The 24285-nt window shown below is 60.6% G+C and carries 23 protein-coding genes; 7 read left to right on the top strand and 16 right to left on the bottom strand.

Annotated elements, in window-relative coordinates; genetic code table 11:
• Positions 1 to 77: 77 nt before the first annotated feature.
• The 3 genes from clpB to rluD form a co-directional block, all read right to left on the bottom strand.
• On the bottom strand, positions 78 to 2642 hold the full coding sequence (gene clpB / locus NTD89_RS24170) for an ATP-dependent chaperone ClpB (protein WP_242194788.1): 2565 nt from the start codon (positions 2640 to 2642) through the stop codon (positions 78 to 80).
• A gap of 170 nt (positions 2643 to 2812) precedes the next feature.
• Entirely contained in the window at positions 2813 to 3538 is a 726-nt protein-coding gene (gene pgeF / locus NTD89_RS24165) for a peptidoglycan editing factor PgeF (protein ID WP_262210093.1), read from the bottom strand.
• Positions 3535 to 4497 (bottom strand): 23S rRNA pseudouridine(1911/1915/1917) synthase RluD, encoded by a 963-nt coding sequence (rluD, locus tag NTD89_RS24160; RefSeq protein WP_005784662.1) that lies wholly within the window; start codon positions 4495 to 4497, stop codon positions 3535 to 3537. The genes pgeF and rluD overlap by 4 nt, the downstream gene beginning before the upstream one ends.
• Before the next feature lie 149 nt (positions 4498 to 4646).
• Here rluD and NTD89_RS24155 point away from each other — a divergent pair, with 149 nt between their 5' ends.
• Both NTD89_RS24155 and NTD89_RS24150 read left to right on the top strand, forming a co-directional pair.
• Positions 4647 to 5672, top strand: a complete 1026-nt coding sequence (locus NTD89_RS24155; RefSeq protein ID WP_106578596.1) for an outer membrane protein assembly factor BamD — start codon at positions 4647 to 4649, stop codon at positions 5670 to 5672.
• A gap of 125 nt (positions 5673 to 5797) precedes the next feature.
• The gene (locus NTD89_RS24150; RefSeq protein WP_092240641.1) at positions 5798 to 6031 is read left to right on the top strand and encodes a PP0621 family protein; all 234 of its coding nucleotides are present in this window, start codon (positions 5798 to 5800) and stop codon (positions 6029 to 6031) included.
• Here NTD89_RS24150 and thiO read toward each other — a convergent pair.
• From thiO to pilV, 5 genes are all read right to left on the bottom strand, one after another.
• The gene (thiO, locus tag NTD89_RS24145; protein ID WP_262210089.1) at positions 6018 to 7127 is read right to left on the bottom strand and encodes a glycine oxidase ThiO; all 1110 of its coding nucleotides are present in this window, start codon (positions 7125 to 7127) and stop codon (positions 6018 to 6020) included. The genes NTD89_RS24150 and thiO overlap by 14 nt on opposite strands.
• Before the next feature lie 62 nt (positions 7128 to 7189).
• Positions 7190 to 7591, bottom strand: a complete 402-nt coding sequence (locus tag NTD89_RS24140; protein WP_262210088.1) for a type IV pilin protein — start codon at positions 7589 to 7591, stop codon at positions 7190 to 7192.
• An 11-nt stretch (positions 7592 to 7602) separates the two neighbouring features.
• Positions 7603 to 8133, bottom strand: coding sequence for a PilX N-terminal domain-containing pilus assembly protein (locus tag NTD89_RS24135; protein ID WP_262210086.1), 531 nt, complete (start codon positions 8131 to 8133; stop codon positions 7603 to 7605).
• Between the two features lie 7 nt (positions 8134 to 8140).
• Positions 8141 to 8848 (bottom strand): PilW family protein, encoded by a 708-nt coding sequence (locus NTD89_RS24130; RefSeq protein ID WP_262210084.1) that lies wholly within the window; start codon positions 8846 to 8848, stop codon positions 8141 to 8143.
• A complete protein-coding gene (gene pilV, locus NTD89_RS24125; protein WP_262210082.1) occupies positions 8845 to 9330 on the bottom strand; it encodes a type IV pilus modification protein PilV in 486 nt (161 codons plus the stop codon). The genes NTD89_RS24130 and pilV overlap by 4 nt, the downstream gene beginning before the upstream one ends.
• A gap of 206 nt (positions 9331 to 9536) precedes the next feature.
• Between pilV and NTD89_RS24120 the strand changes: the two genes are divergently transcribed.
• Entirely contained in the window at positions 9537 to 10118 is a 582-nt protein-coding gene (locus tag NTD89_RS24120) for a GspH/FimT family pseudopilin (RefSeq protein WP_262210080.1), read from the top strand.
• Here NTD89_RS24120 and ispH read toward each other — a convergent pair.
• From ispH to murJ, 6 genes are all read right to left on the bottom strand, one after another.
• Entirely contained in the window at positions 10072 to 11019 is a 948-nt protein-coding gene (ispH, locus tag NTD89_RS24115; protein WP_083360219.1) for a 4-hydroxy-3-methylbut-2-enyl diphosphate reductase, read from the bottom strand. The two genes, NTD89_RS24120 and ispH, sit on opposite strands and share 47 nt — an antisense overlap.
• A 184-nt stretch (positions 11020 to 11203) precedes the next feature.
• Positions 11204 to 11641: an FKBP-type peptidyl-prolyl cis-trans isomerase gene (gene fkpB / locus NTD89_RS24110; protein WP_010213263.1), complete on the bottom strand. Its 438-nt coding sequence runs from the start codon at positions 11639 to 11641 to the stop codon at positions 11204 to 11206.
• Positions 11642 to 11648: 7 nt separating this feature from the next.
• Complete coding sequence (lspA, locus tag NTD89_RS24105; RefSeq protein ID WP_106578588.1) at positions 11649 to 12158, bottom strand: signal peptidase II; 510 nt, start codon at positions 12156 to 12158, stop codon at positions 11649 to 11651.
• Positions 12151 to 14982, bottom strand: a complete 2832-nt coding sequence (gene ileS, locus NTD89_RS24100) for an isoleucine--tRNA ligase (RefSeq protein WP_262210079.1) — start codon at positions 14980 to 14982, stop codon at positions 12151 to 12153. The genes lspA and ileS overlap by 8 nt, the downstream gene beginning before the upstream one ends.
• A 14-nt stretch (positions 14983 to 14996) precedes the next feature.
• A complete protein-coding gene (gene ribF / locus NTD89_RS24095; RefSeq protein ID WP_064450635.1) occupies positions 14997 to 15935 on the bottom strand; it encodes a bifunctional riboflavin kinase/FAD synthetase in 939 nt (312 codons plus the stop codon).
• 119 nt (positions 15936 to 16054) lie between these two features.
• Positions 16055 to 17593, bottom strand: coding sequence for a murein biosynthesis integral membrane protein MurJ (gene murJ / locus NTD89_RS24090; protein WP_145165592.1), 1539 nt, complete (start codon positions 17591 to 17593; stop codon positions 16055 to 16057).
• Between the two features lie 253 nt (positions 17594 to 17846).
• Between murJ and rpsT the strand changes: the two genes are divergently transcribed.
• Positions 17847 to 18125 (top strand): 30S ribosomal protein S20, encoded by a 279-nt coding sequence (rpsT, locus tag NTD89_RS24085; RefSeq protein WP_003171647.1) that lies wholly within the window; start codon positions 17847 to 17849, stop codon positions 18123 to 18125.
• A gap of 283 nt (positions 18126 to 18408) precedes the next feature.
• On the opposite strand, the gene NTD89_RS24080 is transcribed toward rpsT, so the two are convergent.
• Positions 18409 to 18894 (bottom strand): peptidylprolyl isomerase, encoded by a 486-nt coding sequence (locus tag NTD89_RS24080; protein ID WP_003188398.1) that lies wholly within the window; start codon positions 18892 to 18894, stop codon positions 18409 to 18411.
• Here NTD89_RS24080 and NTD89_RS24075 point away from each other — a divergent pair.
• The 3 genes from NTD89_RS24075 to NTD89_RS24065 all read left to right on the top strand — a co-directional run bounded on the left by NTD89_RS24075 (position 18893) and on the right by NTD89_RS24065 (position 22262).
• The gene (locus NTD89_RS24075) at positions 18893 to 19183 is read left to right on the top strand and encodes a DUF3565 domain-containing protein (protein WP_242195076.1); all 291 of its coding nucleotides are present in this window, start codon (positions 18893 to 18895) and stop codon (positions 19181 to 19183) included. The two genes, NTD89_RS24080 and NTD89_RS24075, sit on opposite strands and share 2 nt — an antisense overlap.
• Positions 19184 to 19262: 79 nt before the next feature.
• The gene (gene pta / locus NTD89_RS24070) at positions 19263 to 21362 is read left to right on the top strand and encodes a phosphate acetyltransferase (RefSeq protein ID WP_106578583.1); all 2100 of its coding nucleotides are present in this window, start codon (positions 19263 to 19265) and stop codon (positions 21360 to 21362) included.
• Complete coding sequence (locus tag NTD89_RS24065; RefSeq protein ID WP_262210077.1) at positions 21363 to 22262, top strand: acyltransferase; 900 nt, start codon at positions 21363 to 21365, stop codon at positions 22260 to 22262.
• A gap of 114 nt (positions 22263 to 22376) precedes the next feature.
• On the opposite strand, the gene cysN is transcribed toward NTD89_RS24065, so the two are convergent.
• The gene (cysN, locus tag NTD89_RS24060) at positions 22377 to 24275 is read right to left on the bottom strand and encodes a sulfate adenylyltransferase subunit CysN (protein ID WP_262210075.1); all 1899 of its coding nucleotides are present in this window, start codon (positions 24273 to 24275) and stop codon (positions 22377 to 22379) included.
• Between the last annotated feature and the right edge of the window lie 10 nt (positions 24276 to 24285).

Raw genomic sequence — 24285 nt, 5'->3', positions numbered from 1 at the left:
GCCTTACAGTTCAACGCCCTATCGAAAAAAAAGGCCCCGCAATGCGAGGCCTCCTCTTATAGCCATACAGGCTGGGCTCAGTGGAAGACGATTTCGTCGTTTTCCACAGTCGCCGTGACGCTGGTGCCCGGCATGAAGCTGCCCGACAGGATCAACTGCGCCAATGGGTTCTCGATCCAGCGCTGGATCGCACGCTTCAGTGGCCGTGCGCCATACACCGGGTCGTAACCCACCGCGATCAGCTTGTCCAACGCCTCGCTGCTCAGCTCCAGATCGAGCTCGCGCTCGGCCAGGCGGCCGCGCAGACGTCCCAACTGGATCTCGGTGATGCCCGCGATCTGATCCCGCGCCAGAGGCTCGAAGATCACCACTTCATCGACCCGGTTGATAAATTCCGGACGGAAATGAGTGGTCAGTGCATCCATTACCGCAGCGCGCTGGCCCTCGCGATCCCCCACCAACTCCTGAATCTGCGCCGAGCCCAGGTTGGAGGTCATCACGATCACCGTATTACGGAAATCCACGGTACGCCCGTGGCTGTCCGTCAAACGGCCATCTTCCAGCACCTGCAGCAAGATGTTGAACACATCCGGGTGGGCCTTCTCGACCTCGTCCAGCAGGATCACCGAGTAAGGCTTGCGACGCACGGCTTCGGTCAGGTAACCACCCTCTTCGTAGCCCACGTAGCCTGGTGGGGCGCCGATCAAGCGAGCCACCGAGTGTTTCTCCATGAATTCGGACATATCGATCCGCACCATGGCCTCTTCGGTATCAAACAGGAACTCAGCCAAAGCCTTGCACAGCTCGGTCTTACCCACGCCGGTCGGGCCGAGGAACATGAACGAGCCGCTCGGACGGTTCGGGTCGGACAAGCCGGCCCGGGAACGCCGTACCGCGTTGGACACAGCCACCACGGCCTCTTCCTGGCCGATGACGCGCTGGTGCAACAGGCTTTCCATCTTCAGCAACTTGTCGCGCTCGCCTTCGAGCATTTTCGACACGGGAATACCGGTCCACTTCGAAACGACTTCGGCGATTTCTTCCTCGGTCACCTTGCTGCGCAGCAACTGGTTCTCGGGCTTACCATGCTGGTCGACCATTTGCAGGCTGCGCTCCAGGTCCGGGATCACCCCGTACTGCAACTCGGCCATGCGGTTCAGGTCACCTTTACGGCGCGCGGCTTCCAGCTCCTGACGGGACTGCTCGATCTTTTGCTGGATCTGCGCAGAACCCTGCACCTCGGCTTTTTCCGAAGTCCAGATTTCCTCGAGGTCTGAATATTCACGCTCCAGACGCACGATTTCTTCCTGGAGTTTTTCCAGGCGTTTCTTCGCAGCCTCGTCTTCTTCTTTCTTCAGGGCCTGGGACTCAACCTTCAGCTGAATCAGGCGCCGATCCAGACGGTCGAGCACTTCCGGCTTGGAGTCGATCTCCATGCGAATACGGCTGGCCGCTTCGTCGATCAAGTCGATGGCCTTGTCCGGCAACTGGCGGTCAGTAATGTAGCGATGGCTCAATTTGGCCGCCGCAATAATCGCGCCGTCAGTGATCGCCACCTTGTGGTGGACCTCATAGCGTTCTTTCAGGCCACGCAGGATCGCGATGGTGTCTTCTTCGCTGGGTTCTTCCACCAGCACTTTCTGGAAACGACGCTCAAGGGCTGCGTCTTTCTCGATGTACTGGCGATACTCGTTCAGCGTGGTGGCGCCAACGCAATGCAGCTCACCGCGCGCCAGTGCGGGCTTGAGCATGTTGCCGGCATCCATCGAGCCCTCGCCTTTACCGGCGCCGACCATGGTGTGCAGTTCGTCGATGAACAGAATGATCTGCCCTTCCTGCTTCGACAGTTCATTAAGCAGGGATTTCAGGCGCTCTTCGAACTCGCCACGGAACTTGGCGCCGGCGATCAGCGAGCCCATGTCCAAAGACAGCAGACGCTTGCCTTTAAGACCGTCCGGCACTTCACCATTAATGATGCGCTGGGCCAGGCCTTCGGCAATCGCGGTTTTACCCACGCCAGGTTCACCGATCAGCACCGGGTTGTTCTTGGTGCGGCGTTGCAGCACCTGGATGGTGCGACGAATTTCGTCATCACGGCCGATCACTGGGTCAAGCTTGCCCTCTTCGGCGCGCTTGGTCAGGTCGACCGTGTATTTGTCCAGGGCCTGGCGCGACTCCTCGTGGTTGGGGTCATTCACCGCCTCGCCACCACGCAGGTTGTTGATGGCGTTTTCCAAGGCCTTTTTGCTCACGCCCTGGCCCAGCAGCAATTTGCCAAGCTTGCTGTTGTCGTCCATCGCGGCGAGCAGCACCAGTTCGCTGGAGATGAACTGATCACCTTTTTGCTGAGCCAGGCGATCTGCCTGGTTAAGCAGGCGCGCCAGGTCCTGCGACATGTTCACGTCGCCGGTAGGGTTTTGGATTTTTGGCAGTTGGTCGAGCTCTTTGCTCAACTCTTTACGCAGGCTGTTGACGTCAAAGCCCACCTGCATCAGCAAGGGCTTGATAGAACCACCTTGCTGCTCCAGAAGCGCCTGCATCAAGTGCGCAGGCTCAATGGCCGGATGGTCGAGGCCGACCGCCAGGGATTGGGAGTCCGATAGAGCTAACTGCAATTTGCTGGTTAAACGATCAATACGCATTAGTCACCTTCCTTTTGAGCAGGCCGGAGCTATGTGCGAGCGAGCTTGCTCGCGAAAAACGCATCCTGAATGAAGAAACCTGCCAGATACCCCTATAGATGGGGTGGATTCTGCAGGATTCAAGCGGGCTATCGTGGATGTGGATCAGCGTTGACCCAAGTCAAGTGAGTCTAGCGCTCAAGCCAGATAAGGGAGGCAAATCGACCCGTGCGAGGGCTGCGACGGTAAGAAAAGAAGCGCGGGTCAGTCACGGTGCAATAACCGCCACCATAGACAGCGGTGATTCCACGTGCGGCGAGCCGCAGGCGCGCCAACTGGTAGATGTCGGCCATGTACTTGGCGGGATTGTGGCTTGGCACGAAGGCTTCGGCGGTCGTCGGCAGCTGCTGCATGAAGGCTTCACGCACCTCCGGGCCGACTTCAAAGGCTTGCGGGCCAATGGCAGGGCCCAGCCAGACCAATACATCGGCAGGTTCGCAGCCCAGGCTTTCGAAAGCCGCTTCGAGCACACCCGCTGCCAGCCCACGCCAACCGGCATGGGCGGCCGCCACGCGAGTACCGGCGCGGTTGCAGAACAACGCGGGCAGGCAATCGGCAGTCATGGATGTGCAGGCGATACCAGGCGTGCTGGTCCAGCTGCCATCGGCTTCGGCGATGCGCGAGGGGTCAGCCTCGACCACGGTCACCCCGTGAACTTGGCGCAGCCACGCAGGCTGAATATCAAAGGCGTCGGTCAGGCGACGGCGATTCTCAAGGACGGCTTCAAGGCTGTCCTCGACATGATCGCCCAGGTTGAGGCTGTCGAACGGCGCCAGACTGACGCCGCCCGCACGGGTGGTGACGCAGGCTTTAACCTGAGCCGGCGCAGGCCAGTCAGGAATCAGCCAGTCATTCATCCGATAAACGCCTCGCGATCCTGCTTGAGCAGCGACAACAACCAGACCAGATCGTCTGGAAGAGGCGATTCCCAGCTCATCCGCTTACCGCTCGTCGGATGATCCAGCTCCAGGAAACGTGCATGCAGCGCCTGACGCGGGAAAGATTTCAGCGATTCAACCATGGTCTGACTCGCCGCCGGCGGAATACGGAAGCGACCGCCGTAGGCCGGATCTCCGACCAACGGGAAGTTAATGTGCGCCATGTGCACGCGGATCTGGTGCGTACGGCCGGTTTCCAGCTTGACCCGCACGTGAGTGTGGGACCGGAAACGCTCCAGCACACGGTAGTGGCTGACGGCCTGCTTGCCGCCTTCCATCACCGCCATACGCTGACGCTGCTGGCCGTGGCGACCGATAGGGGCGTTGATCTTGCCACCCGCCACCACCACGCCGATCACGATGCACTCGTAGATGCGGCTGACGCTACGGCTCTGCAACTGTGTGACCAGTTGCGTCTGGGCCTGGATGGTCTTGGCCACCACCATCAAGCCGGTGGTGTCTTTGTCCAGGCGGTGCACGATGCCGCAGCGCGGGACATTGATGATGTCCGGCACGTGGTGCAGCAAGGCATTGAGCAAGGTGCCATCAGCGTGCCCGGCGGCCGGGTGAACCACCAGGCCTGCGGGTTTATTGATGACCAGGATGTCATCGTCTTCATAGACGATGTCCAGCTCGATGTCCTGGGCGACCCATTCTCCCTGGGCTTCCTGCTCGGCAGTCAGCTCAAGAATCGCACCGCCATGGACTATGTCTCGCGGGCGGATAACCGCTCCATCCACAGTCAGGCGGCCGTCTTTGATCCAGGCGGAAAGGCGCGAGCGCGAGTGCTCAGCGAATAATTGTGCGGCGACTTGATCGAGGCGTTGGCCGCCCAATTCGGACGGCACCTCTGCGCGAAGTTCAATTTTATCGGACATGCTCAGACTAGGCGTGGCACAGCCTTTGGTTTCGGCTGCGCGCTTGTGGTTAAATACGGCGTCTTTTGCCCCGAGGCTTTCAACGGGGCGCTCATCATAACAGGACGGCCCCGCCCAAGACAGCGGCCGTCATAGGGACGCAAGCCGCCATGCAAGTGAAACACCTGCTGCTGATCGCCATCCTCGCCATGACTGCTGCTTGCTCGTCAACAAAGGAAGTCGTCGACGAAAACCTGAGCGAAGTCGAGCTGTATCAATTAGCTCAAAAAGACTTGGACAATAATAGCTACACCAGTGCCACAGCCAAGCTGAAGGCCCTGGAGTCACGTTATCCGTTCGGGCGCTACGCCGACCAGGCACAGCTCGAGCTGATCTACGCCAACTACAAGAACGCCGAGCCGGAAGCTGCCAAATCCGCCGCCGAGCGTTTTATCCGCCTGCACCCGCAGCATCCGAACGTGGACTACGCCTACTACATGAAAGGCCTGACCTCGTTCGACCAGGACGTGGGCCTGCTGGCGCGCTTCCTGCCGCTGGACATGACCAAGCGTGACCCCGGCGCTGCCCGCGACTCCTACAACGAGTTCGCCCAGCTGACCAGCCGCTACCCCAACAGCCGCTACGCGCCGGACGCCAAGCAGCGCATGATCTACCTGCGCAACCTGCTGGCTTCCTACGAGATTCACGTGGCTGACTACTACCTGACCCGTCAGGCATACGTGGCTGCCGCCAACCGTGGGCGCTATGTAGTGGAGAACTTCCAGGAAACCCCTTCCGTGGGTGACGGCCTGGCGGTGATGACCGAGGCTTACCAGGCGTTGCACCTGGATGCATTGGCAGCCACCAGCCTGGAAACCCTGAAGCTCAACTACCCAGACTCGCCAAGCTTGAAAGACGGCCAGTTTGTGCCTCGGGTTGCCGAAACAGACAACCGTTCGTGGCTGAGCAAGTACACCCTGGGCCTGATCAGTTCCCGTCCACCCTTGCCGCCGGGCGAAACCCGCGCCAACCAGGACGTGATCAAACAGTTCCAGGACGCCAAGGAAGCAATTCCGTCGGAGCTCAAGCCGCATGACGAGAATGGCGATGTGATCGAAGAGCAAGAGCCGCAGGCCCTTGGCAACAACGAAGATCGTTCGTGGTTCAGCTACATGACGTTCGGCGTATTCGACTGATTGCACTCAGCGTCATCAAGAAGGAGCCTTTCGAGGCTCCTTTTTTATTGCCCGGCGTTATTGCGCTGTGCGCCTGCCACGACCTTGGCTAAACTGGCGCATTCCTTGTCGAGAAACTGCCCATCATGCTTCGTCTACTGTTCTGGATTGCCGTCATTGCTGCCGCGGTATGGTTCTGGCGCAAATTCAAAAGCCCGGCCGCCCGGCAGCAACGCGCCAGCGAGCCTGACGCAGCCCTGATGGTGCGCTGCGCCCACTGCGGCGTGCACTTGCCGCAGGATCGCGCGCTGAGTTCACGCCAGGAGTGGTATTGCACTCAGGCACACCTGGAACAGGGGCCGAAGTCTATCCAGCGTTGATTCGACCTGCGGGCGCATAAGGCGCCGGGTCAATGATCGGCGTACGCCCCAGCAACAAGTCGGCAAACAACTGGCAGGATGCCGGCGCAAGCACCAAGCCATTGCGGTAATGCCCGCAATTGAGCCACAACCCTTTGAAGCCCGGGACTTCACCGATATAAGGGATACCTTCCGGTGAGCCGGGCCGCAAACCGGCCCAATGCCCCACGACCTCGGCGTCCGCCAAGGCAGGAATCAACTCCACAGCCGAAGCCTTGAGGCTTTCCAGCGCCGAGTCGGTCGGGGTCTTGTCGAACCCTTCGTGTTCAAGCGTGCTGCCGATCAGAATGTGCCCATCACGCCGTGGGATCGCATAACGCCCCTTGGCCAGGACCATGCTCGAAAGGAAATCCGAGGCGCATTTGTACAAAATCATTTGGCCTTTGACCGGCTCCACCGGCAGCGCCAAGCCCAACTTGCCAAGCAACTCACCGCTCCAGGCACCCGCAGCCAACACTATCTGGTCGCCAAGAATCGGTCCCGCAGCGGTATTCACGCCCACTACGTCTTCGCCTTCAAGTACAAAACCCTGTACTTCGCACTGCTCATGAAGGGTCACACCAGGCAGCGCCAACAGCGCCGCCTTGAGGGATTTGACCAGGCGCGGGTTGCGCACATTGGCCACGTCCGCCATGTAAATCGCCTGGGAATACCCGCCGCCCAGTACCGGCACGGCATCGTGCGCAGCCGACACATCCACTTTGCTCAGCGGCCGTCCCTCGCGGGCAGCCCAGGCCAACGCCTGGGCCTCGTCTTCCAGGTCCAGCCAGTAAAGGCCCGTGGTATGAACCTCTGGATCAACACCCGTGGCCGCGAACAGACGTTCGGCCAATTGCGGATAAAAATCCTGGGACCAATGCGCCAGCGCGGTGACCGCCGGGCTATAGCGCCACGGATACAGCGGCGACACGATCCCGCCGCCGGCCCAGGAGGACTCCTGGCCAAGCCCGGAGCGCTCCAGCAGTATGACGGCCTGCACTTGGGTGGCCAGGTTGTACGCCGTCAACAACCCGATTACTCCGCCACCGACAATCACCACTTGCTGTTGCTTAGCCATCATTTGATCCAGCCGATAAAAAGGGAAAAGCGCACCGGGCGCCCACTCATCCAGCACTCTCATCATTGCCCCCAGCACGCCTTGCGCGACACTCCAGGTGCCGCGCCCGGGTTGCTGCGCACGCCGGAGCTGCTCAGGCTGAATTCAGCGCATGGGTCGCCTGCCATGACTGAGCCGACGGCAGGCGTGGCCACCAGGGTGAAGTCCTGAGGGTTCAATGCAGCGCCGATTCTATAGCGTTCATTACCCGCACTGACGCCGCTTGCATCAATAAAAGTGCCGTTGCGCGTGTAAAAGCGCTCCAGGTAATGGACTTGCTCGGACAACAACGCAACGATTTCTGCGCGATAGGCCTTTTTTACATGCCCGGTATACGCCGGGTAAGCGATCCCGGCCAGAAACGCGATGATCGCGACAGCGATCAATAACTCGATCAAGGTAAAACCCTGGCAATCCTTGCCCATTGATACGCTCCTTATTGAAGTTGCCGCCATAAAATCCGACGAAATCTCGCCCCTGCTGCTTCGTTGACCTGCGCATAGACCGTCTCCAGAACCGTGCGCGATTGGCCACTGAAGCCCACCGCCGTCACGCGGTATAACCTGGCAGATGTGTGCAGAGGTAAACCCGTCAGCCCTGTGCCCTGCCCCAGCGCCTGAATGCCGTACAGGCCGCCCTTGAAGGCAACCCAACTGACCGCTGAAACAGAACGCTGCCCGGTGCCAACCACAGAAAACGACTCCGGTGGCGGTGCGCAGGCGCTTATCGACTGGCATAACGGCAACATCGACCCCGCGCGACGGACCATTGATTCCCCCAACCTCAGGCCGCTTTCTGCACTTTGAAATGATTGATTGCGATGCCAGACGCCGCTGGCAATCCTTTGCTGGGACACGGCCCCTTGCATCGAGGCCAGGCCAATCAGTGACAACACCAGCAAAAACACCAGGCTGATCAAGAGGACCATGCCCGTCTGCCGTGGATGGAAGCCGTCAAAGTTGCGCATGATGGCTCTACTCCAACCTGTTGCGCAGCGCTGCCACGACGCTGTAGGCCTGATCCTGAACGCGCCCCGTCGGGTCTCGCAGCGTCATTCGGATACGCACGCTGCGTATCAGTGATTCGTCGGCCGGGGCGGGGTCATAGCGCGCAACGCGAGCCGAGCCGGGCTTGGCTGCCACACCGAAACTGAGGTCGAACGCCTGTACGTTATCCACCAGAACCGCCTTGGCCGGCGCAGCCGGTGTACTGACTTTCAGTTGGCCCGCTTCAAAGGTGTAGGTGAGCTGGCGTATCGCAAACCGGCTCTGGCCAGGCGCGGGCGTCGGCGAGTTGCCCGCATAGGCCTGGGCCGTGGTCACGCAGTCGGAAAGTACCGTCCAGTCGGGCCTGCCACCCTCTCCACTTGCATCCGGGGTGACTAATGTCAGTGACCTCGAGCTGCCCGAGGTGCTCCAGCCGACCGGTCGATCAAAGGCCGCCGGCGCATTATCGATAGAGGCCGTCGCCAGGCAGCCAAACACACCCGCCTGGCGAATGTCCTGAATCATCTTGCCCAGCACAAACCGCGCATCATCCTGCAGCAACATGGCTGCCTGCTGGCTGGCGTGGGTGGCTCGAACGCTGATGACGACTTGGCTGACCCCGAGGATCAGCACCAACCCGACAGACAGCGCCAGCAACAGCTCCACCAGGCTGAATCCCCGTGCAAAGCGATTCATTTCGCCACCCCAGGCTCGCTGGCAATGCGACTGGCGAGGGTGAAGGTTTCCCGTGCGCCGCTGCGGTTCGCGCCCCTGGCGTCGTCCCAGCTGATACTGACGGTCACCTCGCTGCCACTGACCACGACGGAGCCTTTTGCACTCGCTCCGGCAAACCCGACGATATTTGCTTCGAAGTCGTGCAGGTCCAGGTCACGCACGCTGGCGCTGGCCGTACCGAGCGGCGCGCCTTCGGTTCGGCTCCATGAATAGTCGACGCCCAAGTTGGCGCGAACCCGGTCGAGCATGTCGTAGGCAATGAAACTGGCCTGGCTGATCATCCTTGAGCTGTCGGTGTATTTGAGTGCGTTGAGCTGGATCACCGCCGCGCCCAGCAACCCGACCGCAAGAATCAGCACGGCCACCAGCACCTCGATCAGCGTCATGCCGGATTGGTGGCGAGGTAAGACGCAGGCAAATTTTAGGTTCGGACAAACAAGCATCACCGTCGTCATCCCTGTCGAAGGCCGGAGAAAAGCAGGAAAAACCTGCTGTGCGGCCCAAGACTAGCGCCGGTTTTCGGCTGGCGCTGCTGCCGGAACAAAGGGAAATACTTTGGACATAAAGGCCATCACTCCCCTCTAGGAACTGGCGGCTATACCTATGCCTGTCACCTGAAACAGTGAACCCGTCCATGGAGGGACGACACATGACGCAACGCGGATTCACCCTGGTCGAGCTTCTGCTGAGCCTGTTGCTGAGCGGCATCCTGGCAAATCTCGCAGTGCCCGGTTTCAGAGGCTTGCTTGAGTCGCAGCAACGACAAACAGCTGCGCAGGCTTTGGCCAGCGGCATGCGCTATGCCCGCACCGAGGCCATTGCGCGCAATCGTGCGGTAATCATTCACGCGTGGGATGAAAACTGGAGCCAGGGATGGCGAGTGATACTGGACGAAAGCGGACGCGGCCACTTGGACGAGAACAATCCGGTGCTGCTGGAACGACAGGACAGCGGGCAGGTAGCGATCGTAGGCAATGGGCCCGTGAAGAGCGAGGTACGCTTCAGCGGATTGGGCGAGCCGATTTTTTCAGCGGGAGGGTTCCGTGCAGGCACTGTGCACGTGTGCGACGCGGATCAGCCACAAAGCCTGTTTCAGGTGGTACTTGCCCCCAGCGGGCGCATCAGCCTGCGCAGTGACACCACCGAGCAGGCGTTATGCCGGAATGACGCCGGCACCTTGGCACTCAGAGCAGCGAGCGAACCCGCAGCTCCTTGGGCATGGAGAACGTGATGTTCTCTTCACGGCCAGCCAATTCATCGGCACCGGTGGCACCCCATGCCTGCAGTTGCTGGATCACACCGCGCACCAGCACTTCCGGCGCCGACGCGCCCGCGGTAATGCCGATACGCTCGACACCGTCGAACCAGCTGCGCTGCATGTCTTCAGCGCCGTCGATCAGGTAGGCCGGCGTGGCCATGCGCTCGGCCAGTTCGCGCAAGCGGTTGGAGTTGGAGCTGTTGGGGCTGCCGACCACCAGCACGACATCGCACTCATCGGCCAATTGCTTGACCGCGTCTTGACGGTTTTGTGTGGCATAGCAGATGTCGTCTTTGCGCGGGCCACCAATGGCCGGGAATCGCGTGCGCAAGGCATCGATTACACGGCTGGTATCGTCCATCGACAAGGTGGTCTGCGTGACAAAGGCCAGCCGCTCGGGGTTTTGCACCTGCAAGTTGGCAACGTCTTTTTCGTCTTCCACCAGGTAAATCGCGCCGCCATTGCTGGCGTCGTACTGGCCCATGGTGCCTTCGACTTCCGGGTGGCCGGCATGGCCGATCAGGATGCATTCACGGCCATCACGGCTGTAGCGCGCGACTTCGATGTGCACCTTGGTCACCAGGGGGCAGGTGGCGTCGAATACCTTGAGGCCGCGACCGGCAGCCTCGGTACGCACGGCCTGGGAAACACCGTGCGCGCTGAAGATGACGATAACGTCGTCCGGCACCTGATCGAGCTCTTCGACAAAGATGGCACCGCGTGCGCGCAGGTCTTCGACCACAAATTTGTTGTGGACGACTTCATGACGCACGTAAATCGGCGGCCCGAAGACTTCCAGGGCGCGATTGACGATTTCGATCGCCCGGTCCACACCGGCGCAGAAGCCACGGGGGTTGGCGAGTTTGATTTGCATGCTGTGCCTCGTGTCTTGCAGGGCAAGAAATTGGATCAACTCAACTCTACAGGAGTGAGCCCCTGTGGGCGCCGGGGTTGCCCGCGATGCAGACGACTGGGTGTATCAGGTACACCGAGGTGATGCTATCGCAGGCAAGCCAGCTCCCACATAAACCAGCCCCCACAGGAGCCAGCGTCGTTGATCAGAGCGCTTTAACGTCGATGATTTCAACGTCAAACGTCAAGGTTTTACCGGCCAACGGGTGGTTGAAGTCGATGGTCACTTGCGCGTCATCGAAGGTTTTCACCACACCAGGCAGCTCGGTATTCGCCGCATCATTAAAGATCACCAACAGGCCTTCCGACAGGTCCATGTCCTGGAACTGCGAACGCGGGATGATCTGCACGTTTTGCGGGTTGGGCTGGCCAAAGGCGTTTTCCGGCAGGATCTGCAGGGTACGCTTGTCACCGGCCTTGAAACCGAACAGCGCCGCCTCAAAACCCGGCAGCAGGTTGCCGTCGCCGACCTTGAAGGTCGCCGGGGCTTTGTCGAACGTGCTGTCGACCGTGTCGCCATTCTCCAGGCGCAGTGCGAAATGCAAAGTGACTTCCGTGTTCTGGCCGATGCGTTGCTCAGCCAATACCTGATCAGTCATTGACGGTCTCTCCGGTTTTCTTGCTTTTGAACATGTCCAACGCCAGCATGATTGCACCGACGGTGATGGCGCTGTCGGCAAAGTTGAACGCCGGGAAGTACCAGCGGTTCTGCCAATGCACCAAGATAAAGTCGATCACATGGCCCAGGGCAATGCGGTCGTACAGGTTGCCCAGCGCGCCGCCCAACACCAGGGCCAGGGCGATCGCGAGCCAGGTGTCATCGCGACCCAGGCGCTTAAGCCAGACCACCAGGACTGCACTGACCACGACCGCGATCAACGCGAACAGCCAGCGCTGCCAGCCGGAGCTGTCAGCGAGAAAGCTGAAGGCAGCGCCGGTGTTGTAGGCCAGGGTCCAGCTGAAGTAGTCAGGGATGACCACGATCTGCTGGTACATCTGCAAGGCACCTTCGAAGTGAGCCTTGCTGAGCTGGTCAATGACCAGCACCAGCACGCTCAGTACGAGCCAGCCCAGACGTCCGAAACGGCTGGTGTTAGGCATAGTGGCGAACCTCGCCAGCACCGCTGATGTTGTCGACGCAACGACCGCAGATTTCCGGATGCTCAGGGTTCACGCCAACGTCTTCACGGCAGTGCCAGCAACGGGCGCACTTAGGGAAGGCCGACTTGACCACTTGAAGCTTGAGGCCCGGCACTTCGGTGGCTACCGCGTCCGCAGGTGCCTGAGCAAACGGTGCCAGGCTGGCAGTCGAGGTGATCAGCACGAAGCGCAGTTCGTTGCTCAGCTTGGCCAGGTCGGCGCTCAGGCCTTCCTCGACAAACAGGGTGACTTCGGCTTGCAGGTTGCCACCGACGGCCTTGGCCGCACGCTGCACTTCCAGCTCCTTGTTCACCGCCACTTTGACGGCCATCACGCCTTCCCAGTACTCGCGGCCCAGTTCGAAGTCGGCCGGCAGTTCGGTCAGGCCTTCGTACCAAGTGTTGAGCATCACCGATTCGTTACGCTCGCCCGGCAGGTATTCCCACAGCTCGTCGGCGGTGAAGGCCAGGATCGGCGCGATCCAGCGCACCAGCGCTTCAGAGATGTGGTACAGCGCGGTCTGCGCCGAACGGCGTGCCTTGCTGTTGGCGCCGGTGGTGTACTGGCGGTCCTTGATGATGTCGAGGTAGAAACCGCCCAGTTCCTGCACGCAGAAGTTGTGGATCTTGGAGTACACGTTCCAGAAGCGGTATTCGCCGTAGTGTTCCTGCAACTCGCGCTGCAGCAACAGGGTACGGTCCACTGCCCAACGGTCGAGGGCGAGCATGTCCTCGGCCGGCAGCAGGTCGGTGGCCGGGTTGAAACCGGTCAGGTTCGACAGCAGGAAGCGTGCGGTATTACGGATACGGCGGTAGGCATCGGCGCTACGGGCCAGGATCTGGTCCGACACGGCGATTTCGCCCGAATAATCGGTCGAGGCTACCCACAGACGCATTATGTCGGCGCCCAGGGTTTCATTGATCTTCTTCGGCTCGATCACGTTTTTCAGCGACTTGGACATCTTGCGGCCCGTCTCGTCGACGGTAAAACCGTGGGTCAGCAGTTCGCGGTATGGCGCGTGGTTGTCGATGGCGCAGCCGGTCAACAAGGAGGAGTGGAACCAGCCGCGGTGTTGGTCCGAACCTTCCAGGTACAGGTCGGCACGCGGGCCGGTCTCGTGGCCCATCGGGTGCGAACCGCGCAGCACGTGCCAGTGAGTGGTGCCGGAGTCAAACCACACGTCGAGGGTGTCGCTGATCTTGTCGTACAGCGGCGCTTCGTCGCCCAGCAGCTCGGCGACGTCCAGCTTGAACCAGGCTTCGATGCCTTCCTGCTCAACACGCAGGGCGACTTCCTCCATCAGTTCGACGGTACGTGGGTGCAGCTCGCCGCTTTCCTTGTTCAGGAAGAACGGGATCGGCACGCCCCAGTTACGCTGACGGGAGATGCACCAGTCCGGGCGGTTGGCGATCATCGAGTGCAGGCGCGCCTGGCCCCAGGCCGGGACGAACTTGGTGTCTTCGATGGCTTTGAGCGAGCGCACACGCAGGGTGTCGCCGCTGGTCGGCTCTTTGTCCATGCCGATAAACCACTGCGCGGTGGCGCGGTAGATCAACGGGGTCTTGTGGCGCCAGCAGTGCATGTAGCTGTGCTTGATGGTTTCGGTGTGCAGCAGCGAACCGACTTCACGCAGCTTATCGATGATTGGCTCGTTAGCCTTGAAGATGAACTGGCCGCCGAAGAACTCCAGCGACGGCGCGTACACGCCATTGCTCTGCACCGGGTTGAGGATGTCGTCGTTGACCATGCCGTAGGCTTTGCAGGTCACAAAGTCGTCAACGCCGTAGGCCGGTGCGGAGTGAACCACACCCGTGCCCGAACCCAGCTCAACGTAGTCAGCCAGGTACACCGGCGACAGACGGTCATAGAACGGGTGGCGGAAGTTGATCAGTTCCAGCGCGGTACCGGTCGTCGTGGCGATCACCGAACCTTGCAGCTCGTAACGCGCCAGGCAGGCTTCGACCATTTCTTCAGCGAGCACCAGCAGGCGGTCACCGACGTCCACCAGGGCGTAGGTGAATTCAGGGTGCACGTTGAGCGCCTGGTTGGCCGGGATGGTCCACGGGGTGGTGGTCCAGATCACGATGGCAGCCGGCTTGCTCAGACTCGCCAGGCCAAAGGCCTCGGCCAGCTTGGCGTCGTCTGCGATCGGGAAGGCCACGTCGATGGTCGAGGACTTCTTGTCTTCGTACTCGACTTCCGCCTCGGCCAGGGCCGAACCGCAGTCGAAGCACCAGTTCACGGGCTTGAGGCCCTTGAACACGAAACCGCCTTTGACGATTTCAGCCAAGGCACGGATTTCCCCGGCCTCGTTCTTGAAGTTCATGGTTTTGTACGGGTTGTCCCACTCGCCCAACACGCCCAGGCGGATGAATTCGGACTTCTGCCCTTCGATCTGCTCGGTGGCGTAGGCACGGCACAGTTCGCGGGTTTTATCCGCGCCCAGGTTCTTGCCGTAGGTCACTTCGACTTTGTGCTCGATTGGCAGGCCGTGGCAGTCCCAGCCCGGAACATAAGGTGCGTCAAAACCCGACAGGGTTTTGGAGCGCAGGATCATGTCCTTGAGAATTTTGTTCAGCGCATGACCGATGTGAATCGTGCCGTTGGCATAAGGAGGGCCGTCGTGCAGGACGAATTTCGGACGATCCTTGCCAATTTCGCGCAACTTTCCGTACAGGCCAATACTGTCCCAGCGCTGCAGGATCTGCGGTTCGCGCTGTGGCAGGCCGGCCTTCATTGGGAAGGCGGTGTCCGGAAGGTTTAGCGTGGCTTTATAGTCGGTCATTTAAGGCTCTTCGGTTAGCGATGGGCGCTAGGTGCGGCTAGTGCACGGGCGGCGGCGACATCCGCATTGATCGCCGTTTTCAACGCCTCAAGGGAGGCGAAACGCTGCTCTTCACGCAGCTTCTGGTGGAAAACCACCGTCAAACGCCGGTCATATAAATCACCGGCAAAATCCAAAAGGTGAACTTCCAAGTGGGCCTTGCCATCACCTGCAACCGTGGGCCTGACGCCTATGTTGGCGACTCCCGGCCACGATTGGCCGTCGATGTCGACGCTCACCAGGTAAACCCCGGTGAGTGGCACACGACGGCGCTTGAGTTGCACATTGGCGGTTGGCGTGCCCAGTTGGCGCGCCAGCTTCTGGCCGTGCAGTACCCGCCCGGCAATGCGGAACGGGCGACCGAGCAAACGCTCGGCCAAGGCGAAGTCGGCAGCGGCCAGGGCGTTACGCACCTGGGTACTGCTCACACGCAGGCCGTCCAGTTCGACGGTTTGCGCGGCTTCGACGGTAAAACCTTGATTCACACCGGCGTGTTGCAGGAAGTCGAAATCCCCGACGCGGTCGCAACCGAAACGGAAGTCGTCGCCGACCTCCAGGTGCTGTACGCCCAGGCCATCTACCAGAATACGGTCGACGAACTCGGCGGCGCTGAGGCTTTGCAGACGCTGGTTGAAGGCCAGACAAAGAACACGGTCCACGCCCTCTTCGGCCAGCAGCTGCAGCTTGTCGCGCAAACGAGCCAACCGTGCCGGCGCCGTTTCAGGGGTAAAGAATTCCCGTGGCTGCGGCTCAAAAATCACCACGCAGCTGGGCACGCCCAACTCGACCGCACGTTCACGCAGCCGGCCCAGGATAGCCTGGTGGCCACGGTGAACACCGTCAAAGTTGCCAATAGTGGCGACGCAGCCCCGATGCTCGGGGCGCAGGTTGTGGAGACCTCGAACCAGCTGCATAACGCGCTTCTTGCTCATAAAGTGGTCGATTATAACCACACCCGGCCCCGGACGACAGGCAACAGCGCAGGCCAAATGGATCGAATCGATAAAACCATCGTTTTATCGCGGCAAACTCTCTATCCCAGGGACTTGCGATTGAAATCACGCAGACGAAAGCCTTGCAGCAGCAACATCCCGAAGTACACCACCACGCCGGCAACCACCAAAATGCCCAGGCGCATGAAGCGCTCCAGCATATGGCCTTGGTCCCAGGCGGGCATAAAGTGCATCAGGCCCAGCAACACGGCCGACATGGTCGCCACCGCCACGAGCAGCTTGAGGGCGAACATGCCCCAGCCCGGCTGCGGCTGATACATCTGTTGTTTACGCAGTTGGTAAAACAACAGGCCGGCATTGATGCAGGCACCAGCGCTGATGGCCAGGGCCAGGCCGGCGTGAGCCAGCGGACCGATGAACACCAGGTTAAGCAGTTGAGTGACGATCAGAGTGAAGATTGCGATCTTGACCGGTGTGCGGATGTTTTGCTGGGCGTAGAACCCCGGCGCCAGCACCTTGATCACAATAATGCCGAGCAGCCCGACGGAGTAGGCGACCAGCGCACGCTGGGTCATCGAGGCGTCAAACGCGCTGAATTGGCCGTATTGAAACAGCGACACGGTCAGCGGTTCGGCCAGGATGCCCAAGGCCAGAGAACACGGCAGTACCAACATAAAGCACAGGCGCAGGCCCCAATCGAGGATCCGCGAATACTCCTGGCGGTCCTTGCTCGCATAGGTGCGCGACAAGGTTGGCAGCAAAATGGTGCCCAGGGCCACCCCGAGCACGCCGGATGGCAGCTCCATCAGACGGTCGGCGTAGTACATCCAGGACACTGAGCCTGAAACCAGCAGCGAGGCGAACGCGGTGTTGATGATCAGCGATATCTGACTGACGGAGACCCCGAGGATCGCCGGCAACATATTGCGCATCACGCGCCAGACGCCGGTGTCTTTGAGGTTCAGGCGCGGCAGCACGAGCATGCCGATCTTTTTCAGGTGCGGCAGCTGGTACAGCAGTTGCGCCAGGCCACCCGCCAGCACCGCCCAACCCAGGGCCATCACCGGCGGATCGAAGTACGGCGTGAGGAACAGCGCAAAAATAATCATGCTGACGTTCAGCAGCGTCGGCACGAAGGCTGGCACCGAGAAGCGGTTCCAGGTGTTGAGGATCGCCCCAGCCAGGGACGACAGGGAAATCAGCAATATATAAGGAAAGGTCACGCGCAGCAGATCAGTGGTCAGCGCGAATTTTTCCGGGGTATTGGCAAAACCCGGCGCCGTGGCCCAGATCACCCAGGGCGCGGCGAGCATGCCGGCGATGGTGACTAGCATCAGCACCAGGGTCAGCAGGCCCGAAACGTACGCGATAAAGGTGCGGGTGGCTTCTTCGCCCTGCTGGTTTTTGTACTCGGCCAGAATTGGCACGAACGCCTGGGAAAATGCCCCCTCGGCAAAGATGCGTCGCAGCAGGTTGGGCAGTTTAAAGGCAATAAAGAACGCATCCGTGGCCATGCTGGCGCCAAAAATGCGCGCCAGCAGGGTGTCGCGCACGAACCCCAAAACCCGGGAGATCATCGTGATAGAGCTGACGGCAGCCAACGATTTGAGCAGATTCATTGAAAGAGTTTGCGCCTATAGATAAAGAGCAGGCGAACAAAGCGCCCACTTATGCGATACTGCGCGCCTGCAACAGCACAGAGCCAAAGCTCGCGAGTTTACAGGTCAAGCGCCGGAAATAAATCACCCGCCTCTTCAGATCGACCACTCAGCAGTTCGCATCAGCCGCCCTTGACAACCCATCAAGTCATCGGCATGATTCGCGGCCTATTTTGTTTGCTATTTCCTAAAAAGTCTTTCGAGGAGCTCGACGGTGGCCAACACACCTTCCGCCAAAAAACGTGCAAAACAGGCTGAGAAGCGTCGCAGCCACAACGCCAGCCTGCGTTCCATGGTTCGTACCTACATCAAGAATGTAGTTAAAGCCATCGACACCAAAGACGCTGAAAAAGCCCAAGCTGCTTACGTTCTGGCCGTGCCAGTTATCGACCGTATGGCCGATAAAGGCATCATCCACAAGAACAAGGCCGCTCGTCATAAGAGCCGCCTGAATGGCCACATCAAGGCTCTGAACGTCGCTGCAGCAGCCTAAGTGGTAAAAACTGCCACGTAGCCCAGGCCGCGTAACAGTTAAGAAATGCCCCGCACCGAAAGGTGCGGGGCATTTTTGTTTGCGCCGCATATAGGGCGTGCGCAGTGCAATGTGGGAGCGGGCTTGCCCGCGATTACAGCGTGTCAGTCACCGAATACTTGGCTGATACACCGCTATCGCGGGCAAGCCCGCTCTCACATTTGGACTGGGGGACATTTTCAATGCACAAAAAAACGCCCCGAACCAGTCGGGGCGTTTTTGCTACCTATTGATCAAACCACAATCAATGGTGATGACCGCCTTCACCGTGAACGTGGCCGTGGGCCACTTCTTCCTGGGAAGCGTCGCGGATGGCAACGATCTTCACTTGGAAGTTCAGGCGCTGGCCAGCCAGAGGGTGGTTACCGTCAACGGTCACGTCATCGCCGTCCAGATCGCGGATGGTGACGATCTGCATTTGGCCGTCCGGCGCGGAAGCGTGGAACTGCATGCCCACTTCCAACTCGTCAACGCCTTCGAACATGCTGCGGCTCAAGGTGCTGACCAGTTCGGCGGAGTATTCGCCGTAAGCGTCTTCAGGTTCTACGGCGACGGTCAGTTCGTCACCGACGTTCTTGCCTTCCAGAGCCTTTTCCAGGCCCGGGATGATGTTACCTGCGCCTTGCAGGTAGACCAGCGGCGCGCCGCCGGCGGAGCTGTCGATGACCTCACCAGCGTCGTTGGTCAGGGTATAGTCGATGGAGACAGCCTTGTTAGCGGCGATCGTCATGGGGCGAGACCTTTTGCATAAGAATGAAGAACGGACAAGTCTAAACAAGGATTTGCCCGAAAGCGAACACAACCCGGACAGACGGGACCGATCAACGGCATCCTTCATCCTCGGATTCCACCAGGATGACGACCGGCACTGGGTCGCCGAGCTGTCCTGCGGCCACACCCAGCACCTGCGCCACCAACCGCCATGGCAGTCGCGCGCCTGGGTACTGGACCCCGCGCAACGCCTTGAAAAAATAGGCCAACCCTTTGCGTGTGGCTGGTGTGCGCAAGCGCTCGAATAACGATAACCTTGGCGTCTGATTCCCGGTAGGCGCTCAACCATAGAGCGCCACCGAAGCCATGCACCTCCAGAGAATTCGCATGCAGACTTTTTTTATCGCGCCCACCGATTTTGGTGTGGGTCTGACCTCCATCAGCCTTGGGCTGGTGCGTACCCTTGAACGGGCCGGGCTGAAAGTCGGTTTCTTCAAACCCATTGCCCAGCCGCACCCGGGCGACACCGGCCCCGAGCGCTCCACCGAGCTGGTGGCCCGCACCCACGGCCTGAAACCGCCCCAGCCTTTGGGCCTGGCCCATGTAGAGCGCATGCTCGGCGACGGCCAGCTGGACGAGCTGCTGGAAGAAATCATCACCCTTTACCAGCAAGCCGCCGTGGGCAAGGACGTGCTGATCGTCGAAGGCATGGTGCCAACCCGCAGCGCCAGCTATGCGGCGCGGGTCAACCTGCACCTGGCCAAGAGTCTGGATGCGGAAGTGATCCTGGTCTCGGCGCCGGAAAACGAAGTGCTCACCGAGCTCTCTGGCCGCGTGGAACTGCAGGCGCAACTGTTCGGCGGCCCCAAAGACCCGAAAGTGCTGGGCGTGATTCTCAACAAAGTGCGCACCGACGAAAGCATGGAAGCGTTCTCGGCGCGCCTCAAAGAACATTCGCCACTGTTGCGCAGCGGTGACTTCCGCCTGCTTGGCTGCATCCCGTACCAGCCCGAACTCAACGCGCCGCGCACCCGCGACGTGGCCGACCTGATGGGCGCGCAGATCCTCAATGCCGGCGACTACGAAACCCGGCGCATGACCAAAATCATCATCTGCGCGCGCACCATGCGTAACACCGTGGAGCTGCTCAAGCCCGGCGTGCTGGTGGTTACCCCTGGCGATCGCGACGACATCATCCTCGCCGTCAGCCTGGCCGCGATCAACGGCGTGCCGCTGGCCGGCCTGCTGCTGACCAGCGACACCCTGCCCGACCCGCGCATCATGGATCTGTGCCGGGGCGCGTTCCAGGCCGGGCTGCCGGTGTTGTCGGTGAGCACCGGCTCCTACGACACCGCCAACCAACTCAACAGCCTTAACAAAGAAATACCGATTGATGACCGCGAGCGCGCAGAAATCATCACCGATTTCGTCGCCAGCCACCTCGACGCGCGCTGGCTGCACCAACGCTGCGGCACGCCACGGGAGATGCGCCTGTCGCCGGCCGTGTTCCGCTACCAGTTGATCCAACGCGCCCAGGCCGCCAACAAACGCATCGTGTTGCCCGAAGGCAGCGAGCCGTTGACCGTGCAAGCTGCCGCGATCTGCCAGGCGCGCGGCATTGCCCGTTGCGTGCTGCTGGCCAAACCGGCGGATGTGGAAGCGGTGGCCCGCGCCCACGGCATCGAGCTGCCCGAAGGCTTGGAGATTCTCGACCCGGACCTGATTCGCCAGCGTTATGTCGAACCGATGGTCGCGTTGCGCAAGAGCAAGAGCCTCAACGCACCGATGGCCGAGCAGCAACTGGAAGACACCGTGGTGATCGCCACCATGATGCTCGCGCTGGATGAAGTGGATGGCCTGGTCTCCGGCGTCATCCACTCCACCGCCAACACCATCCGCCCTGCCCTGCAGCTGATTAAAACGGCGCCGGGCTGCACCCTGGTGTCGTCAGTGTTCTTCATGCTGTTCCCGGAGCAGGTGCTGGTCTACGGCGACTGTGTGATGAACCCGCACCCGAGCGCGGCGGAACTGGCAGAAATCGCCCTGCAAAGCGCCGACTCGGCCGCCGCGTTCGGCATCACCCCGCGCGTGGCGATGATCAGCTATTCCAGCGGCGATTCGGCCAGTGGCGAGGAAGTGGAAAAAGTCCGCGAAGCCACCCTGCTCGCCCACGAACAGCAAAGCTCGCTGCTGATCGACGGGCCGTTGCAATACGACGCCGCCGCCAACGAAACCGTGGCCCGGCAACTGGCGCCCAACAGCCTGGTCGCCGGCAAAGCCACGGTGTTTGTGTTCCCAGACCTGAACACCGGCAACACCACGCACAAGGCCGTGCAGCGCAGCGCCGATTGCGTAAGCCTGGGGCCGATGCTGCAAGGCCTGCGCAAACCGGTGAACGACCTGCCGCGCGGCGCTCAGGTCGACGACATCGTGTACACCATCGCCCTGACTGCGATTCAAGCCGCCAACCGACCTATGGATATTTAAATGCTGGATTTTCTACCTGCCGCCGTGCGCGGGGTGATCGCGTCCTTGTTGTTGGCGCTGAACACGATTCTGTTGTGCTCGTTTCTGTTTATCGTCGCGCTGTTCAAGGCGCTGCCATTTGCCAAGCGCTTCAGCGAATGGCTGATGAACCACACCCACGAAGCCTGGGTCACCAATAACAAGGGCTGGATGAACCTGGTACGGCGCACGCGCTGGCACCTGACCGGCCTTGAAGGGCTGGACTACGAGCACTCGTACCTGGTGACCAGTAACCACCAGAGCTGGGTGGACATCATGGTGCTGCAGTACGTGCTCAATCGACGGATTCGACCGCTGAAGTTCTTCCTCAAGCAGGAGCTGATCTGGGTGCCGGTGATTGGCCTGGCATGGTGGGCGCTGGGCTTCCCGTTCATGAAGCGCTACACCAAGGCGTACCTCGAGAAACACCCGGAAAAGAAAGGCAAAGACCTGGAAACTACCCGCAAGACCTGTGCGAAGTTTCGTGACAACCCGGTGGGCATTTTCAACTTTGCCGAAGGCACACGCTTTACGCCGGGCAAGCATGCGCAGCAGAAATCCCCGTTTCGCTACTTGCTCAAACCTAAAGCCGGCGGCATTGCGTTTGTGCTGGACGCCATGGGTGAGCAGTTGAAGTCCCTGGTCAACGTGACTATTCACTACCCTGCCGGGCGCCCTGGGTACTGGGACTTGCTGTGTGGGAATGTGAAGGATGTGGTGGTGCACTTTGAAGAAGTGCAGATTCCGGCCGGGTTTATCGGCAAGAATTATGAGCAGGACGGCGAGTACCGGTTGGCGTTTCAGGGCTGGATCAACCAGCTGTGGGAAGACAAGGATGCGTTGCTGGACAAGCTGCACACCGATTACCCAGGCAAACAATAATCAACTGTGGGAGGGGGCTTGCCCCCTCCCACAGTTGGCCGAGTTGTCTTCAATACTCCATGAAAAAGCCCGCCACCGAGTCATCGGTGGCGGGCTTTTCTGTGGCGGCGAGGTTTAGATCGCGCCGCGCTGACGCAACAGCTCCAGCACTTGCTTGACGCTGTCTTCCAGCGACGTGGCCTGGGTGTCGATCACCAGATCGGCATTCAACGGCACGTCGTACGGGAAAGACTCGCCAGGGATGTTATCCCCACCCGCCGCGTACAGGCCTTGCGGATCACGCTCGGCGCACACCAGCGGCGACGCTTGCACATAGACGGTGAGCAGGCGGTCGGCGCCAATCAGCGCCTTGGCCTGTTCGCGGCCCTCGGCATCCGGCGCAACGAACGCGGCCAGGGTCAGCAGGCCGGCTTCGTTGAACTGGCGCGCCACGTGAGCAGCGCGACGCCAGTTTTCAGTACGGCCGCTTCGATCCTGCGGCAATCCTTTGTTCAGGTCGTGACGCAGGTTCTGGCCATCCAGTACGAACACTGCACGGCCCATGTCGAACAACTTGCGTTCAACCGCGTAGGCCAAGGTGCTCTTGCCCGCGCCCGACAGGCCGCTGAACAACACGGTGGCCGGCTGCTGGCCGAAGCGCAGAGCGCGCTCTTCAGTGGCGACATGAGCAAGGCTGCCGTGTTGCGCTGAACCACCATGGTGGACCGGCGGCGCGATGATCATGCCCGCGGCCACCGTGCCGTTGGTCAAACGGTCGATGACGATAAACGCACCGGTGGTGCGGTTACTGTCGTAACCGTCCAGCGCGATGGCGGCGTCGAGGCTGACCTTGACCCGGCCAATCTCGTTCAGTTGCAGCGAACTCGCCGGGCCTTCGGCCAGGGTGTTCACGTCCACGCGGTGCACAATGCTGGTGATGGAACCCGGCACGTAGCTGGTCGCGCGTTTGATGTCGTATTTCTTGCCCGGCAGCATCGGCTCTTCGGCCATCCACACCAGCATGGCGTCGAAGGCGTCGGTCACTTGCGGCACGTTGTCGGCATGCACCAACAGGTCGCCACGGGAGATGTCGATCTCGTCTTCCATGGTCAGGGTCACGGCCTGGCCTGGGCCTGCGTGCTCCAGCTCACCTTCGAAGGTGACGATGGATTTGACGCGGCTGCTCTTGCCCGACGGCAGCACCACGACTTCGTCGCCCTTGTGCACAATGCCGCTGGCCAGGGTGCCGGCGAAACCACGGAAGTTCAGGTTCGGACGGTTGACGTACTGCACCGGGAAACGCAGGTCGGTGTAGTTGCGGTCGTTGGCGATCTCGACGGTTTCGAGAATTTCCATCAGCGACTGGCCGGTGTACCAGGGCGAACGCTCGCTCTTGTTCACCACGTTGTCGCCCTTGAGCGCCGACATCGGCACGAAGGCCAGGGTGCTTGGCTTGAACGCGATACCGTCGGCAAACTTCAGGTAATCGGCCTTGATCTGCTCGAATACGCTTTGGTCGAAGCCGTTGATGTCCATCTTGTTGATGGCCACCACGATATGTTTGATGCCCAGCAACGAGGCGATAAAGCTGTGGCGACGGGTCTGGGTCTGCACGCCATAACGCGCGTCGATCAGAATGATCGCCAGGTCACAGGTGGAGGCACCGGTGGCCATGTTGCGGGTGTACTGCTCATGGCCGGGGGTGTCGGCAATGATGAATTTGCGCTTGGCGGTGGAGAAGTAGCGGTAGGCCACATCGATGGTGATGCCCTGCTCGCGCTCGGCCTGCAGGCCGTCGACGAGCAAGGCCAGGTCGATGTCATCGCCAGTGGTGCCGGACTTCTTCGAATCGCGGGTGATGGCTTCCAGGTGATCTTCGTAGATCATCTTGGAGTCGTGCAGCAGGCGCCCGATCAGGGTGCTCTTGCCGTCGTCGACGTTGCCGCAGGTCAGGAAGCGCAACATTTCCTTGCGCTCGTGCTGGCCCAGGTAGGCGAGGATGTCCTCGCTGATCAAATCAGATTGATGCGACATTGGTGACAGC

It is taken from the genome of Pseudomonas sp. 14P_5.3_Bac1, from assembly GCF_025466135.1.
In the GTDB taxonomy this organism is placed as follows: domain Bacteria; phylum Pseudomonadota; class Gammaproteobacteria; order Pseudomonadales; family Pseudomonadaceae; genus Aquipseudomonas.
The sequence above is the reverse complement of the archived record's forward strand: the minus strand, read 5'-3'. Positions and strand labels throughout refer to the sequence as shown.